The organism is Pseudoalteromonas byunsanensis (genome assembly GCF_001854475.1).
In the GTDB taxonomy this organism is placed as follows: Bacteria; Pseudomonadota; Gammaproteobacteria; order Enterobacterales; family Alteromonadaceae; genus Pseudoalteromonas; species Pseudoalteromonas byunsanensis.
In genome coordinates, this window is record NZ_MNAN01000037.1 from 83,387 (window position 1) to 98,699 (window position 15,313).

General features: G+C 41.2%; 11 protein-coding genes. 8 read left to right on the plus strand and 3 right to left on the minus strand.

Annotated features, from left to right (window positions below; genetic code table 11):
- Positions 1 to 46 precede the first annotated feature (46 nt).
- The gene (locus tag BIW53_RS18940; protein ID WP_084228260.1) at positions 47 to 1,174 is read left to right on the plus strand and encodes a serine hydrolase domain-containing protein; all 1,128 of its coding nucleotides are present in this window, start codon (positions 47 to 49) and stop codon (positions 1,172 to 1,174) included.
- A 184-nt stretch (positions 1,175 to 1,358) separates the two neighbouring features.
- On the opposite strand, the gene BIW53_RS18945 is transcribed toward BIW53_RS18940, so the two are convergent.
- Positions 1,359 to 2,945, minus strand: coding sequence for an alginate lyase family protein (locus tag BIW53_RS18945; RefSeq protein WP_070993594.1), 1,587 nt, complete (start codon positions 2,943 to 2,945; stop codon positions 1,359 to 1,361).
- Positions 2,946 to 3,808: 863 nt separating this feature from the next.
- On the opposite strand from BIW53_RS18945, the gene BIW53_RS18950 reads away from it, so the two are divergent.
- The 6 genes from BIW53_RS18950 to rdrB all read left to right on the plus strand — a co-directional run bounded on the left by BIW53_RS18950 (position 3,809) and on the right by rdrB (position 13,339).
- Positions 3,809 to 5,509 (plus strand): hypothetical protein, encoded by a 1,701-nt coding sequence (locus BIW53_RS18950; RefSeq protein WP_070993595.1) that lies wholly within the window; start codon positions 3,809 to 3,811, stop codon positions 5,507 to 5,509.
- Positions 5,510 to 5,886: 377 nt separating this feature from the next.
- Positions 5,887 to 6,315, plus strand: coding sequence for a hypothetical protein (locus BIW53_RS18955; RefSeq protein WP_070993596.1), 429 nt, complete (start codon positions 5,887 to 5,889; stop codon positions 6,313 to 6,315).
- A 262-nt stretch (positions 6,316 to 6,577) separates the two neighbouring features.
- Positions 6,578 to 7,054 (plus strand): helix-turn-helix domain-containing protein, encoded by a 477-nt coding sequence (locus BIW53_RS18960; RefSeq protein WP_070993864.1) that lies wholly within the window; start codon positions 6,578 to 6,580, stop codon positions 7,052 to 7,054.
- Between the two features lie 395 nt (positions 7,055 to 7,449).
- Complete coding sequence (locus tag BIW53_RS18965; protein WP_070993597.1) at positions 7,450 to 8,133, plus strand: hypothetical protein; 684 nt, start codon at positions 7,450 to 7,452, stop codon at positions 8,131 to 8,133.
- Positions 8,134 to 8,135: 2 nt separating this feature from the next.
- The gene (gene rdrA / locus BIW53_RS18970) at positions 8,136 to 10,850 is read left to right on the plus strand and encodes an antiviral RADAR system adenosine triphosphatase RdrA (RefSeq protein ID WP_070993598.1); all 2,715 of its coding nucleotides are present in this window, start codon (positions 8,136 to 8,138) and stop codon (positions 10,848 to 10,850) included.
- Positions 10,850 to 13,339 (plus strand): antiviral RADAR system adenosine deaminase RdrB, encoded by a 2,490-nt coding sequence (rdrB, locus tag BIW53_RS18975; RefSeq protein ID WP_070993599.1) that lies wholly within the window; start codon positions 10,850 to 10,852, stop codon positions 13,337 to 13,339. Before rdrA ends, rdrB begins: the two co-directional genes overlap by 1 nt.
- 115 nt (positions 13,340 to 13,454) lie before the next feature.
- Here the strand turns inward: rdrB and BIW53_RS18980 are convergent, their stop codons facing one another.
- Both BIW53_RS18980 and BIW53_RS18985 read right to left on the minus strand, forming a co-directional pair.
- The gene (locus BIW53_RS18980) at positions 13,455 to 14,198 is read right to left on the minus strand and encodes a hypothetical protein (RefSeq protein ID WP_070993600.1); all 744 of its coding nucleotides are present in this window, start codon (positions 14,196 to 14,198) and stop codon (positions 13,455 to 13,457) included.
- Complete coding sequence (locus BIW53_RS18985) at positions 14,191 to 14,439, minus strand: thioredoxin family protein (RefSeq protein WP_139158890.1); 249 nt, start codon at positions 14,437 to 14,439, stop codon at positions 14,191 to 14,193. Before BIW53_RS18985 ends, BIW53_RS18980 begins: the two co-directional genes overlap by 8 nt.
- Before the next feature lie 106 nt (positions 14,440 to 14,545).
- Here BIW53_RS18985 and BIW53_RS18990 point away from each other — a divergent pair, with 106 nt between their 5' ends.
- Entirely contained in the window at positions 14,546 to 15,109 is a 564-nt protein-coding gene (locus tag BIW53_RS18990) for a MarR family winged helix-turn-helix transcriptional regulator (RefSeq protein WP_070993602.1), read from the plus strand.
- Positions 15,110 to 15,313: the final 204 nt, after the last annotated feature.

The following is a 15,313-nucleotide window of genomic DNA, read 5'->3' on the forward strand; positions in this document are numbered from 1 at the left end:
AAGTGCGGCGATATATGCCTGTCGCACTTAACACTTAGGAGTTTTTGTGAATCGATTAATAACCCAACCCATCTCAATGCTATTTTTTATTCCATTAATAACCGTTTTAGCTTCTTGCAAAAGTTATGATGCAATGAATTTTGAGTCAAATACGAAATCTGAAATTATTGAATTTATTGATGGAAATGTCGGTCAGGTGGTCTCAATCTCAATTGTAGATGCAGAGAATACTTACCAATACCATTTAGGGAAATTAAGTAATGGAGATATTCCGAACAACCAAACAATTTACGAAATTGGCTCTATTACCAAAACGTATACTGGGTTAGTTGTTGCTAAAGCCATGCTAGATGGAAAAGTTGAGCTTGATAAAGATATTCGTCATTACCTCAAAAATAACAAATACGAAAATTTAGAGCTGTCCAATCAATATATTACATTACGACATCTTATTACTCATACCAGTGGGCTTCCAGAAGAGTTTGCAACCAGTCGCGAAGATATTGCGCAAGGCACATATTTTGAAAAAATATCAAAATATTCCAGAGACAATTACTTTGATGACCTTAGCAAAGTGAAACTCAACTCGATACCGGGTGAGAAATATCAATACTCAAACTCAGGTACTAATTTAGTTGCGTATATTCTGGAATCTGTTTACGAAAAGTCTTTTGAATTACTTTTATCTGAAATCATAACAACCAAGTCTGGAGAGAAGCTGACCAGGTTTAGGGGTACTAACTATGAACCAGGTGAAATTGCTCAAGGGACTGACGGAGATGGTAAGAAAATGCCTTTGGCCAGTGCATATTGGTTTGCAGATGGCGGGCTCACCTCATCAATAGAATCTGTCACTCGTTATATGCAGCATCAACTATCTTCAGAACCTGAGGTGGCTATTTCTCATAAACTTCTGGATGAGAGTTGGAGTGGTCATGGTGCAGCATTTTATTGGCACACATATAAATATGATTCAAATGAACAAATACTCTACCAAAGTGGCGGTTCAATGGGTACGTCTTGTTGGCTTGCCATTTATCCGAAGAAAAACATGGGTATCTTCATAGTTACAAATGTCGCAAGTGGAAATACTCAGCAAGAGTTAGGAGACATTGCCGACAAAGTTATTGACTATTTAACGGCCTATAACAAGGCAATAAAGTCGGTGATGTAAAAGCTTGGCTACATCACCGACGCCAGATCCTTTTTCGATTACTTGTCGAACGGGTTCACCTTTAAATGCTTGGGGATATTGATTTGTCAAAACAACTAGACATCTTTATTTCATTTTGAAAGTAAAAGGTATCTAGTTGTTTGAGGGAAGATCACACTTAGGTAAGCGAGTTAGTATTAAACATTTACAGTTTTCGATAGTCACACGTGTGTATGCCACCGTTTGAGGTTTCAACAAACCTTACATACTCACTCTCAGGGAACATCGATTTGGCCAAAGCAGTCAGCTCACTATTTGGAAATCTTCTTTTATAGGCTTCCAAAGCCGACAGTAAAAACTGATTGGTTTCTAAATCAAAATTCTCATAGGTTTGGTTATTCCAATTTTTTATTTGCTCAGGCGAGGCGAAAAATGGGTTCTGATATTGAGTATATTGGTGATACAACTCGTTGTCAGAGTAAGCCCTTAAATTGAAGTCAATCATCGTCTCTATTGATTTTCCATCTATCTCAACCGAATACAAGTCATAACCTTGCATCGCTGCAACCTCTGCCATCATAATGACAGACGCTAGCGCAGATGTAGAATAACCTAGTGCTGAGTCTCCACGCTGCGATTCGAAAACTATCGAGCCATCAGCTCTAACTTGTTTATCTAAAATCATGAAATAACGCGCGATACCTCTTCTAAAATAATCATCGTTATTTTCTGTCACTCCCAGCATCATCAGACCTAAATCACCTAGCCAGCCTATATTACCTTGCTCTAATAATGTCGGCGTATCTGAACCAATCGCATATGCTTGAGATACATATATTTTTTGAGCCCATTGCTCGAAGAAGCTTTGTATCGCTTCGAGCTGGTGTAATTCAAGCTCTCGGTGAGATTTTAATGAATGCCAAGCTATAACAGAAGAAGGAAGGGCATATCTCAAATTTACCCTCTCAACGCCGTCAACCGCATCAATATCAGACATAGGCGCATTATTGGCCCATACAGAAAAGTTCGCCAGCATGGTATCGAATGAGCTTTCCTGTGCGCGATAAACAGCATTCACTCTCTCAAAAGTCATACTGTTCGATAATTCAGATAAGCTGTGGCTAAATACCTCTGTATTGTTTTGTGAAACATCTGAGGACGACACCAATCTGCCTATTGGAAACAAATCAACTGGGCAAAGGTCAAACATTTGCTGCTCGGTTGCACTAGATAACTCAACCTGTCTGGCACGTTCATCAACATGAAGTACGTCAGAGTTCACAACGGTATAATCTGTTAACCTGCCGTAGCCATAGTTTGAGAATTTTTTCAATTCGCAGCCATAATTGGTATTGTTAACCTCTCCTTCAAGACCACACACTGCCACCCAGTTAGAGCCTGGTTCTAAAAACGTACCATGGTATTCGTCAACAAATATCTCAACCGACGCTGTTGCTTTGTTGCCACTTGGATCCGCAGCAGTGAAAACAGCCTCAAACGTGCCAAATGGAATAACCTGCGGAATGTTATGCGAAATAGTCACTGTACCGCTGTCGTCTGTTGCCGTCACTGAGTTAACAAAATCAACAATTTGTTGTGAACTCACGGTCATCCCACTTTGCGTATCTGCATCTACAACAAGATCGCTAGGCGCTGTTATTGTCGGAGCCGATGTATCTTTTGTGCTCGGGAGAGTTGTTTCAACACCGCTATCACCGGTGCCACTATCGCTACCGCCACCACAAGCGCCAAGTAACACACTTGCTACGAGCAATAAGTAACTCTTATTCATTTGCTAATCTCACTCTACTTTTCTAAGACTTAAATCGCGGCTATTTTATACGACTCACTTAAAATGAGCTATTTTTAGAGTATGTTTGTTGCATTTTATAAAACAAAGTACGTATTAAAATCCAAGAAACAATGAGTTAATTGGAACTTACAGAGCTCCACACTTAAAAGTTCATTCTTATTTCCTCAACAAAATTAAGCCTTTTACTTCGATTTTTCAGCTTTGATTTGCTGATGTCGAGGTTTACTGTCCAGTTAAGTGACTTCGCCACTTAACCGACCTACCCGCTAGATTAACCCACAGATGGCTTGCCAAATAGAATAAACACTTTAACCTGCAATCGGGTTTTGTTGCTTTTGGTATTGCCTGCATTGGGCCCAAGGAGTTATCCAACTTATGGCTCACCACTTCTTGACTATCAAGCTCGCGTGTAAGTCGCTTAAATATAAAAAGCTTATACTTTTTATTATTCGTTAAAATTGCTCTATGGCTAGGTCGGTATAAGCGACGCGCCATCCGACGTTTAAACAATTCTACACAACCAGAGTATGCCCAGCCTTTGCCCTTTTTATTTGAACATCCGCTTTTGATACTTATACGACCATCTGAATGACTTAAAGACCAACACTAACCTTATCCTTTGATAACGGTAACTTATGCCGAGCAGCGTGGCTTCGCTACTTATTCAACCTACTTTGAAACACACAGAGGTTGGTGGCGTAATACCATGTAATAGATAAGTTATGACCACTGCTCTACCATGCACGCAGAAATTACCGGTAATATTAACTTAATGAGTACTCGCTCATCTGTTCGCTTGCCTAATGTTGTTTACTGGCGCATAAGCGCCCTAAGGAATAAGAATGCGTTGCATACGCAAAATACTATGTTGCAGTATCGTGATGGTAGCGATGTTATGTTCTATCAGTTTTGCACAATCAAAAAGCGAAAACCCTATTTTAAACTTTATTGGTGGTGCGTTTGATAGCTGGGGTAAATCTGAGTTTTTAGGCTTAATTGGGTTAGGTGGACACGGTGCGACCAGCGCCCAAATTGGTCAAGTTATTGATATGCTTAACGACATAGAGCAGCAGATAGGAGAAGAACAGCAAGAACTTGTTGAATTGCAGGGTGAATTTTTCCAGTTAGAAAGTAAAATTGATAACAACGAATTAAAGTCACAACTGCAAATGATTTTGACATTGGAAGAGTCTGTTAACACACACTGGACTGGGTTCAGTAATGATGTTGGAGGGTTAAGCACCTTTGCAGATATCGCCAAATCACAGTCCACATTGGCCAAGTTACAAAAGTTTGCTGATCAGAACTTGATGTGTAGCCTAGGAGAAAACTCGGATCTTTTGAGCAACCTAAACGCAGACGGCCACTTTGCGTCGGGTTTGCAAGCATACAAAACGGTACTTGGTGATAATCTAGATACATTAACTAGTCAAAGTAATTACTCACAAACATTAGAGTCATACAATAACTCCTTGCAGATGTACTTATTTAAAGTCGTAGCATCACTGCAAATGAGTTATACAATGCAAAACACCTATTTGTACCTAAGTTATAATGCCTCCGGCTTTGAGGATTTAACATTCTGTATTCCTGGGATAACCGCAAAGAGTTACACGGCAGATTTAAATGCGCTTAATTCATACTATCAAAAACAGATCAACAACTTGGTACTTGCAGTTATCCCAGAGTTAATTTCAGATGATTGGAGCGCATTAACCTACCCTCGCGGTACCGATATAAACCCGCAAATGGCGAACACCCTATCATGGACTGGGCCTGATGGTAGCAACAAGCACATTATTGGTGGTGGATGGGCAAACTCGTGCCGTATATACAGTTGGGTTGGCGTGGATAACTCCCCTTATACTAAAGGTATCTATACATCCGAAACCCTTGCAGCTCAGTGCCATGGTGAGCAACAACAAATAGATTATAAACAGTACTGTGTTGTCGATAGTCACAATAACGCCATCAGTGCCTTTATAGGTAAAGACAAACAAGGCAGCACAAAGACCGCATTACAATGTGTAAACTACCAAGCAGCTGACTACGACTCTGATTATAAAACAGATGTATTAAGCCCAACCCCTTGGTTTTTTACTGGTGACACTGATGCTAAATTTTATTATTACCCCGGTGGCATGGAGTCGTTTCCAACGGCACCTAGCATCAACTTTAATGGTCTTGGTGATCATATGCACCAACATAATGATGGCGCATATGTAGAAACTGCAAAAATAATCTATCCAGACACTATAGGGCCACAAGGGAGATACTTATTTTATTTTCAATATAATGGTACCGAGAACTCAGAGAAAACCTCTACTCATAGCATCTTGTATATCAATGGGGAGATGCACCAGAAAGGTTTCCACTACCACTGGAACATGACCTTGAGCTGCCAGGTTAACGATGATTTCTGTTGGGTGATGGATTCAGATAAAAACTCATTATGTGTAGGTGGTGATCAACTAAAACTTACCATTAAAAGCAGTGGAGATGATAAAGCAAACATCCAGTACGTAGGAGACAATTGCTCTTAAAACCAACACTGTAGCCTTTTATGATTAAAACAGCCCATCAGCCAGTGACAAAGACGACTTTGGCATTTGGCTTGATGCGGCTGCCAGGCGATTAGCTTGATCTACCAATTATATTAAACTATCTACAACAGCCTTTGAGTCATACGACGATTGATAGGCCACATAAGAAATACCGCGGTTACGATAAAACTAACATTTGAGCTAACAATCAATATTGATATTGCTAGCGAGTAAGTGTCCATAATTCGCCCTTATGCTTGATAACAAAATTAAGCACCGAAAACATCCAACGTAAACACAAAAAAACAGGTACAACACTTTGAGTTTTTACTTTAAAGTAAAGCCAGAATACAAGGTAAAACTCATGGAAAGACTGTTTGAACATTATTAAATATACCGAACTCACTGCTTTATCTTATCTCGTGATAAGCGCTCCCGTATTTGCTTTGTTAGCCGTGCTATTTGGTGTGTCAACGTTTGATATCTATTCCATCACCCTGCTTATTTTTATCGACTTAGTCGCCAAAGCCGTACCCTACTTTATTTTATACCTAGGTACAAAGGTGCCACACAACCAATACAGTAAAGTATTCTTCTATGCATTTTTGGTATTTACCTCACTGATAATGGCGCTAATGTACTTTACGCTGTTCATCCATGATTTTGTTGACGCCACCAGCGGGCCGCTGTCTGGTGTGGTGCTCATCACCCCCTATGTTTTGCTGATCCCGTTATGCGCAGCCATCGGTGCATTGAGTGTGATCGCAGTGAAATTTACCCAAAACAAATTCTCACAGTCAAATTAGTGTGAGCTAGAAGATGCCTCGTTCGGTTACTCGGTACACAATCGTCGATCAACCTGTTGAAAGCGACTAAACTACACTTAAGGTACATAGCAGGTGACCTATTGCTTTTATGGCTTGTTATCACACGATGAAAAAACAGCCAGAACGTTATCATAACTCATTGAAAAGTATAATTTGTCATGTTGGTGGCTCAAAGCTGACGTTACTATTTTTGCACATTTACCTTAGGCTCCGTTCAAACACAACAGCAAGGACTAGAACAGTGATTATTAGAAAATTAAGATTACAAAGAGGTTGGTCTCAGGAACAATTGGCGCAATTAAGTGGCCTCAGTTTGAGAACAATTCAGCGCATCGAACGAGGTCAAACGCCAAGTTTAGAATCGCTTAAGTCTTTAGCTGCTGTTTTTGAAACCACAGTTGCCAGTCTTCAACAGGAGCTAACGATGAAAACCAACACAGATACAGCCGCTTTTAGCGACCAAGAAAACAAAGTTATCGAGCAAGTATGGGCAATTAAAGCGTTTTACAGTCACTTGATACAGTATGGGGTAACCATCATTACGTTGTTTATCATTAACTACTTCGTATCACCTCACTATTACTGGGCTTGGTGGGTTGCCTTGGGTTGGGGTGTGGGTGTCATCAGCCATGCGCTCGATACGTACGAAGTATTTAATCTATTTGGCGCCAAGTGGGAAAAACATCAAATAGAGAAACGCCTAGGCAGAAAGCTATAAAATATATTTAATGATTTCTGCTAGTTACACTAACAACACCGTTTCAGTAACCACATGCATACTGAGACGGTGTTGTTGCTGAACGCTAGTTATTTACCTTACCGGGTAGGCTGAAATCCATATCACTAATACCAATAATTACAAAAAGGTATACAGACATACCAGCTCGGTCTCAAAACTTAGATAACTAAACGCATTGTGTTGCAATAAATAATTCAATTTCATACTATGTTATCGATTTGTTATCTAAGGAAGTGTCGTCAAGGAAAGAGCACTAAAGCCTCCACGGCTTCATTCGCTTAAACTCCTTTAAGTTGCGTTATTCACGTCTCCTTTGCACCCCTGTATAGCAATACCCGTTTTAGTGTTAAGGGCACTTCATTGGAAGAAAACGTATGACAGAAAAATATGAACCACTTTCGCCTGATTTTGACAAATTGATAGCCGATTATTACGAACATTTTAAAAGCCAAGCTGCAAAGTATTACCAGCCACATAAACTAACTCGCCGAGCGGCCACAAGCGCCAGTTTTTTTATTCTTATTAGCGCCTGTTACATGCTCGCATCTTTGAGTCTATTTCAAAACACACCTGTTGGGAGTCTAAGTCGGCTCGGCGATACTCTTTTTTTTGACATTCCCTATCCAAAGATAGCGACAGCACTACTTAGCCTTGTAATTTTCGCCGTAGCTCAACTAATTTGCAAAAGCACACTATGTGACCGTTATCGCGTCTACTTTTTCATTGTTTCAACAGGTTTAGCCGCGCTGGTATTTTTCGAATGGCAGGAGGTAATGCCAATCTTCTTTGCTTTGGGGTTAGTCATTTTTATTCTCTCTTACTCTATCAATCGCAAGTTTGGTTACACGCGCGCTTGGTCAAGAAACAGGCTCTACGCCGAAAAGGTACGCTTCCTTGATGCACGCTTCAAGTCCGGAGTCATTTTTAGAGACAAAGCCCACGAAGAGTTGTTCAAGCTTTTAGAGCAATTCGAAGAACAAACCCATCTAGACACCATGAATGATTATATCAGCTACGGTAACTCGGCATTCAATGTCTTGAAAGGATTAAGGAAATAACTATGAGCCAAACCCATATATTAAACCTCGATAAAAGCGAATTTAGAGACGATTACGTTACTGAGGGCAATCTGGATGAGTTTTGGCAAGATGAGGCCAGAGAGGGCTTAATAAGCCGGCTACAAACCTGTTTAGCTGAAGCAAAACACTATGCACAAAGCAGAGCTGATAATCCAAATGAAACCTGGCTCTCTCATAACGCCATTTTAGTCTCAGGGCAACGAGGTACGGGTAAAACCGTGTTTTTAAGAAACAGTCGTGCGATATGGAAAAATGCTAACAGACAACCCCGTGCTGGCAAAAATTCACTGTACTTTTTAGATGTTATAGACCCCACCATGCTGATCAATGAAGATACCTTCGCCAGTGTGGTAATTGCGCGAATATACAGTGAAGTAGAGCGACATATGCGCAACCACGCATACACGGAAAACGTCAAAAATAGTCGAGGCGATAAAAACCGATTTACCCAAGCATTAAAAAATCTGGCTGATTCGTTAGGCAAAGCGCAAGACTTTAACGGCTGCACCGGCATTGATAAAATTCAGCAATACAAATCTGGCATACAGATTGAATCTTTTTTCCATGAATTTGTTGAAATATCAATTAAAATTCTTGGCTGCCAAGCCATTGTGTTACGCGTTGATGATGTTGACATGGCACTGGAACGCGCCTTTGAAGTGGTGGACGATGTACGCCGCTTGCTTGGCTGTCCTTACATCATCCCGATTGTAAGTGGCGATATGCGCCTGTACGAGCATATGACGCAGGTGCATTTTGACGACAAATCCTATAAAAAACACCGTCACAATCGCGCGTTAATCAATGAAGGTAAAGCCGTTACCAATGAACTAACAACCGCTTATTTGACCAAAGTCTTTCCCAATCAAATGCGCATCTCACTACTGCCCATTAGCCGATTAATCAATGACTTATCTATTAAACAACAAGTTGGCAGCGAATGCTTTACCTACCCAATTAAAGAGTATGATCGCCTATTGTTTACAGCCTTCTATCCGCTGTGCCATAACCAAGAAATATTACAAAACTGGCCCGAGCCGGAATCATCGCGAGAACTGGTGCAACTGGTAAGAACAATTCCCCCAAGCCACGTAATCGGCTCGAAAGGGCCACATACAATGTACAGCCCTGACAAACAAACCTTATGGGGTAGCTTTGCGAGTTGGGCCGAACAAAAGAAGAATGGAGTTGCCTATACCAATGCCGCTTCTTATCTAACTCTAATGAGCCGAGGGACCAAACAACTATTTGATATTCAAAAATTGCTAGCATTTAACCCAAAAATGCAGATGAATAAAGAACTCTACCCATGGGCCAAAGCTGATTTTTATAAGCAACAAACCTCTGAAATTAACCAGATCGAAAGCGAAAAGGATCGAACTAACAATAGAGATATTCTTGACTCTGTATTTAACCGATATTCTGTAACGCTAAGAAGCATGCCGCCACTAGAGTTCTTTGATATCACTAAGCTCTATATTAGTCGTAGAACTATCAAATATATGCTCAAAGCGAGTACACAAAACGTCCAAGATAAAGGTAAAAATGAAGGGCCAATTACAGAGACCCCTATCGTGCCAACAGAGCAACTGCTTCTGGACGTATTCACCCATGGTGATTTTTATTCCACCCTGTCCAACACTTACCAATTTGTATTTATGAGTCGTGCCTTTGAGCTAATCGCCTATTCATTTTTATCACCCACAGCTGATGAAGAAAACTTAAAGGAGAATATACTGGCGATACTTAATAGGGCCCCTTTTTATTCAATTTTTAATATCAATAAGACCAAGGCCGTATTTGCCGATGAGATCGAATCAGATATAGATGAGCTAGAACACAATCACACAACTAAAATGTCAACAGCAACAGAGCTCAGTGCACGAATCGCCAAGTGGCACACCGAGCATAAAGCGTTATTTGACAAAGTTGACACCAGTCAGCTCACCGCGCTATTTGCGTATATGTTTAATAAAACCTTTACTGCATTTAACTTATTTAAATACCATAAGTTATTGAAGTCTAAAAAAGACTATGAAGATGAACATCTCTCCGATTTGGTAACCCGCTTTAGCTATATGTTACTTAATTCAGCTTATAGTGCGGGCATACAAGGGGAAGCAATTACAGCGAATGTTGCTCAAACGGTTAAGTATGAAACAATCCGTGACAAAGCAAAACTTGCACAAACCGATAGAACTTTAATGCGCAATAAGCCTTTACTCGAACTTGAATCTCAAGATACAGACTCTAAAAAAGCTGATATGTCAAAGCTAGCACTGACATTTTGCCTAGCGCTTGAGCAACATCCAATAATGACACTAGGTCACCTAGATAAAGGCAAAAGCCTTATTCTCGGAAAATACCAAGAGCCAACAGTGGCGATAAATGAACCGCTTGTTACGATAGCTCCAGGAGATGAGAACACACCTAACAGCATCGATATAGCTTTAGATAAACTACTGACAATCTACAAAAAAGAAAAGCCAAAGGGTACCGCAACAGCACTCGATGTAATGCAATGGCTCGCTTCTAACAAATTTCGCGTTATCAAACAATCACCGGATCTAAGCTGGCTATTTAAAGTACCCGGAATCACTTTAAGGCGACACCGCGAAAAAGGTGACAGGGAGATAAAAAACAAAAAGTCTTATAAAGGCAAACTCCTTGCAGCCCTTATAAGTGGCATATCATAATGATCTGCACCTCAGACAAATCTGTTGTTGCAGCGGCCGTGCTCACCTCGGATCGTTTACTACAACCTGAGGCGGTGTTTACTGACGATACTGTACTTATCCATGCTGTGGCCGATTATCAAAAATATGTAAGCCATACTCTGCGTAGTGATGATATTACACATATGGTTAAGTTACACAGTGTTGGGGCGGATAGCGAAAACTCCGAGCCGCTGCTCAGTGCTCTGGCGGATTACTATTTGCAATGGCAAGGTAACCGCTTTGAAGTTAGCCCCAAAAAGCTTGACCAATGGCTGGAGCTGCTCACCTTACTTGACCCCAGCTGGGTGATAGCGCAGGCATATAAAGATATAGCTGAACAACACGCTGTCAGCAGCCACGATATTATAGCTGCAATCAGCCATTATCAGTGCCCGTTCGCACTGTCAAATGATAGGTATGACCGAGCATATGCCGACAACCACGTACATTTGGGTGGTCATGGCTCTTTGAGCCCTTCATTGCTGAGCTTTTCGCTGTATGGACAACAGCTCGACGATAACATTAAGTGGCCAAGACGCAGCGAATATACCTTATTTGAAAGTAAGGTATTTAAAAAGCAAGATTTACCCATTTGGTGCCATCATTTTGGCAATGAAATTATTGAGCAAGCATTTAATGATTCTGCAGCCTCCCCTAAGTTATTTAACGCCAACAACGAATTAGACATACAAACCGACAGAGATATTTTTGTTTACCTACAACAAAAGAAAATTCTTACCAAAGAACAACAGTATTTTGTGGCGGCTCATGATCAGTTTACATCGTCAGCCAAACGATGGCTGTTATATTGTATGGGTGTACTCACATGCACTGATAACATCAGTCAGCTCAAAAACCTATTTATACGCGTAAGTAGCATATTGAGAAACTATATGGTGGTGTCGGGCGTGGGGTTAACGCAATTTGTTAGTCACTATAGCTTCAAATCAAGAGACATGCGTGACACTAAGCATCAAAGCCCAAGTAAGATAGATGCGCTGTTCGCCGATATGCAAGGCAATTACTACCGTGAGTTAAGAGCAACTCCCTCTTTGTTACTGGGTAGCGACGACTTTCCTACTGATGCTAAATCACTCACCAAAGCGCTACACAGTTTGTATAAACACAGTCTTGAGGAAAATATTCACTTTGTGTTGCACTTTACCCGCTCAGGAAATACAACGGATAAGTTTCAAGAGCAAAGACGTAAGATAGTAAAAAGGCAAGTCAATGGGTTACAGGCATTCTCTTGTTCTAGCACCTTCTCTGATTATGAATTCAAACAGTTGGGTTTGGCTGATAAAACACCACCAAAAACCTTTGATTTACGCAAAGCCATACGCGGTTTTGATGTAGCAGGTAATGAAAACGAACTACCTATTGAAGTGTTTGCTCCTGCACTAAGAGTACTACGAGAAGCCAAGTATCAGTCCAAGGGCATCATGTTCAACCGTATGCAACGACCCTTTTTAACCGTACATACTGGTGAAGACTTTAGCCATTTACTGTCTGGCTTAAGGGCCATTGATGAAGCCGTTTATTATTGCGATTATCAAGCTGGAGACCGTCTAGGCCACGCTCTGGCGCTGGGCGTATTCCCAAGAACGTGGGCTAAACGTCAACGTGTTGCCTACCTGACGTTAGACGAACACTTAGATAATCTAGTTTGGTGCTATCAAAAAGCGCTTGAAGTGGTACAACAGGTGCCGCAATTTACTGGGGTACTGCAATTGCTTAATGAAAAAATTCAGTACTGGTGTGCACTTTTATACGGGCAAGAATATACCTGTCGAACACTTTATGAAGCGTGGAAGCTGCGCAGGAATTGTCCTCTAACTGTAAACAATAAAAACCTTATGGAGCCGGGTTGGGCCATCGACTTTGACGAATCGGGACGGACAAGTGGGTCGGAGAATGCTTTTGCCCTTTGGCAACAGTATGTGGGTGATGGCGTGCTACCCAGCCGTTCCAAAGAATCCGTGATGATCCACTGTATACCTAAACCCGGTGAAGAACCTTTTGGCACGGAAAAAGGCATATTTTTTGATTCTATCTCTGCTGCAGAGCTTGAGCTTTACGAAGCCATTCAAGACTTGCAAATGGAGAAATACGCTGCGCAGGAAGTTATTATTGAAGCCTGCCCCACCTCAAATATTTACATTGGTCGCTTTAAGCATCATCGAGAACATCCAATTTTCCGTTGGGATCCACCCGAACAAGAATGGATAAGATCAGGTGAGAAGTTTAATCGTTTTGGCCTGCGCAAAGGAGCAATTGCGGTCTGTGTTAATACTGATGATTCGGCATTAATGCCCACCACGATTCAAAACGAACACCGCATATTACAGCAAGCGGCCATTGAATATTACGAAGTAGGCGTTAACAAAGCCGAAATATGGATTGAGCGAATACGAAAAAAAGGCATTGATGTGTTCCAAAGTAACCACTTACCTTGGGTGAATGAATAATGTTTCTACAATAACATCATTCAAAAGGAAGACTCCGTGAAAAACACCGAACAACACCATTTCAGTAACCACATACACACTGAGACGGTGTTGGCTTAAACCCATTCAAGCGCAGCTATTTATTTACCTTACCCGGTAGGCTTAGGTTTCCTGATGCAATATCCATGACGTTTACCACGCATAGCAATGGCGCATGAACGCTTTGGTTGACTCTTAAACCCGCGGTTACACCATCAAACATCGTATTTTCAACTATCCCGATGTTTTCAAATGGAATTTGTACTTCAACTACATCACCATTGAAGATGGGATCCCACCCTGGGCTATCTAACAAAATAGGTAACCCTGGCCAAGTTTTTGGTAATCGTGGCTTGCTCCCTTTTGGTATATCAACAACCCCCAAGGCATCTTTTCCACATTGCTCATTAGGCGTTAAAACTACCCAGTGACTGTGCCAAATGTTGCCATCATTACTGGTATTGCCATCACCATTTTCATCAAACAGTGGCGTATCGTCAAAATCTGGGTGTGCTGTTACAGCCAGTGCCAAAATGCCAGCATTGCGCTCAAAACCAACTTCATAGCTGTCAATCGCAGTAGGCCAAACGTAAGAAAATACCTCACTCCCTGCAAGCTTTCCACTTGCTGTGGGCTTATGTTTACCCGCTTGACCTGAAACCGCCATATGAAACGTTGCCACATTCCCTTTAGAAGTGATTTTTGCGTGAATAATATCAAAAGGCGCTAATGTGGCTTCATTGGTTGAAGTCTTTATCCCACCTTGATGATGTTGATGACTCAATGTGGGTAACGACAGGCTCACAGCTAACAATGAAATAAATAAATTGAATTTACGCATGACAACGCCCTTTTACCTCTTCAAGCGAAGCCCCAAAGTTAATGTGAAAAACAGCGCCATCCAACAATAGAGCAGGCACAGATTTCACTCCCGCTTGTTCTGCAAGCGCTATAGCAGGCTGATTTTCCATTAAATGAACTACCTCAACCTCATAACGGTTTTTGTCCAACGCCCATAAAACTTGCTGCTCGGCTTCCACACATATCGCACAGCCCGCATGATAAAAAATAGCCTTGTTCATGATGATTCCTTTTTCGTTAAATTATTTGTATCGACTCGATACCATTTAAACTGTAAAGATCAAAATCAGGGTTGTCAATATAGTATTTAGTCGATACTATTTAACTATGAAACAAAATTACATCTATAACAGCGTTGAACGTTTGGGCGATCTCCTCAAAGTGGGAGCCCGACAAGCAGGTGCAGAGCATGGGCTCCAACCCGTACATGTAGAAGTATTGCATTATCTATCAATCTGTAATCGCTACTCAGACACGCCAATGGCGGTAACAGACTATTTGGGGTTAACCAAGGGCACGGTTTCTCAGACACTTAAGGTATTGGAAAAAAAAGACTTACTGGTCAAAACGATAGATAAGAATGACAAGCGTATCACTCATTTGAAGTTATCTGATAGTGGTCAGAAGCTGGTCGCTGATTTGCTCCCTACCAGCTTATTTATGCACGCCTGTGCACAACTATCACCCGAGCAGCAATCAGATATTGATTCGTCACTTAAGTTACTACTTAGGGCGTTATTAACAGCAAATAACTTAAAGACCTTCGGGGTATGTAAAACATGTCGGTACAACCAACAAACAGACGATGGCAATTACTTTTGCGGTCTTGTTAAGCAGCCGCTAACCTCGGACGACACACAGCTGATCTGTCGAGAACATGAAGATATTTAGCGGTGTCCCCCAGGTGAAATCTCCCAATGTTTAATCGCGACACCGATGCTCATTTTAAGGAAAAAATGTAACACATTGATTTTAAAACTTTGATTTTACCTTCCATGTGCATTTTCGGTTAGTTTACAGGTGGTGTTTTATGGGGCGTTGTTACGTGAAGGGGTTCTCAAGTCTTTAACTATCAAGCTCGCATGCTGCTATTTA

Excerpts from the sequence above, each read along its gene's own strand:
- BIW53_RS18965 (WP_070993597.1), top strand. The coding sequence starts at position 7,450 with ATGACAGAAAAATATGAACCACTTTCGCCTGATTTTGACAAATTGATA.
- BIW53_RS18945 (WP_070993594.1), bottom strand. The coding sequence starts at position 2,945 with ATGAATAAGAGTTACTTATTGCTCGTAGCAAGTGTGTTACTTGGCGCT.
- rdrB (WP_070993599.1), top strand. The coding sequence starts at position 10,850 with ATGATCTGCACCTCAGACAAATCTGTTGTTGCAGCGGCCGTGCTCACC.
- BIW53_RS18990 (WP_070993602.1), top strand. The coding sequence starts at position 14,546 with ATGAAACAAAATTACATCTATAACAGCGTTGAACGTTTGGGCGATCTC.
- BIW53_RS18980 (WP_070993600.1), bottom strand. The coding sequence starts at position 14,198 with ATGCGTAAATTCAATTTATTTATTTCATTGTTAGCTGTGAGCCTGTCG.
- rdrA (WP_070993598.1), top strand. The coding sequence starts at position 8,136 with ATGAGCCAAACCCATATATTAAACCTCGATAAAAGCGAATTTAGAGAC.
- BIW53_RS18985 (WP_139158890.1), bottom strand. The coding sequence starts at position 14,439 with ATGAACAAGGCTATTTTTTATCATGCGGGCTGTGCGATATGTGTGGAA.
- BIW53_RS18950 (WP_070993595.1), top strand. The coding sequence starts at position 3,809 with ATGCGTTGCATACGCAAAATACTATGTTGCAGTATCGTGATGGTAGCG.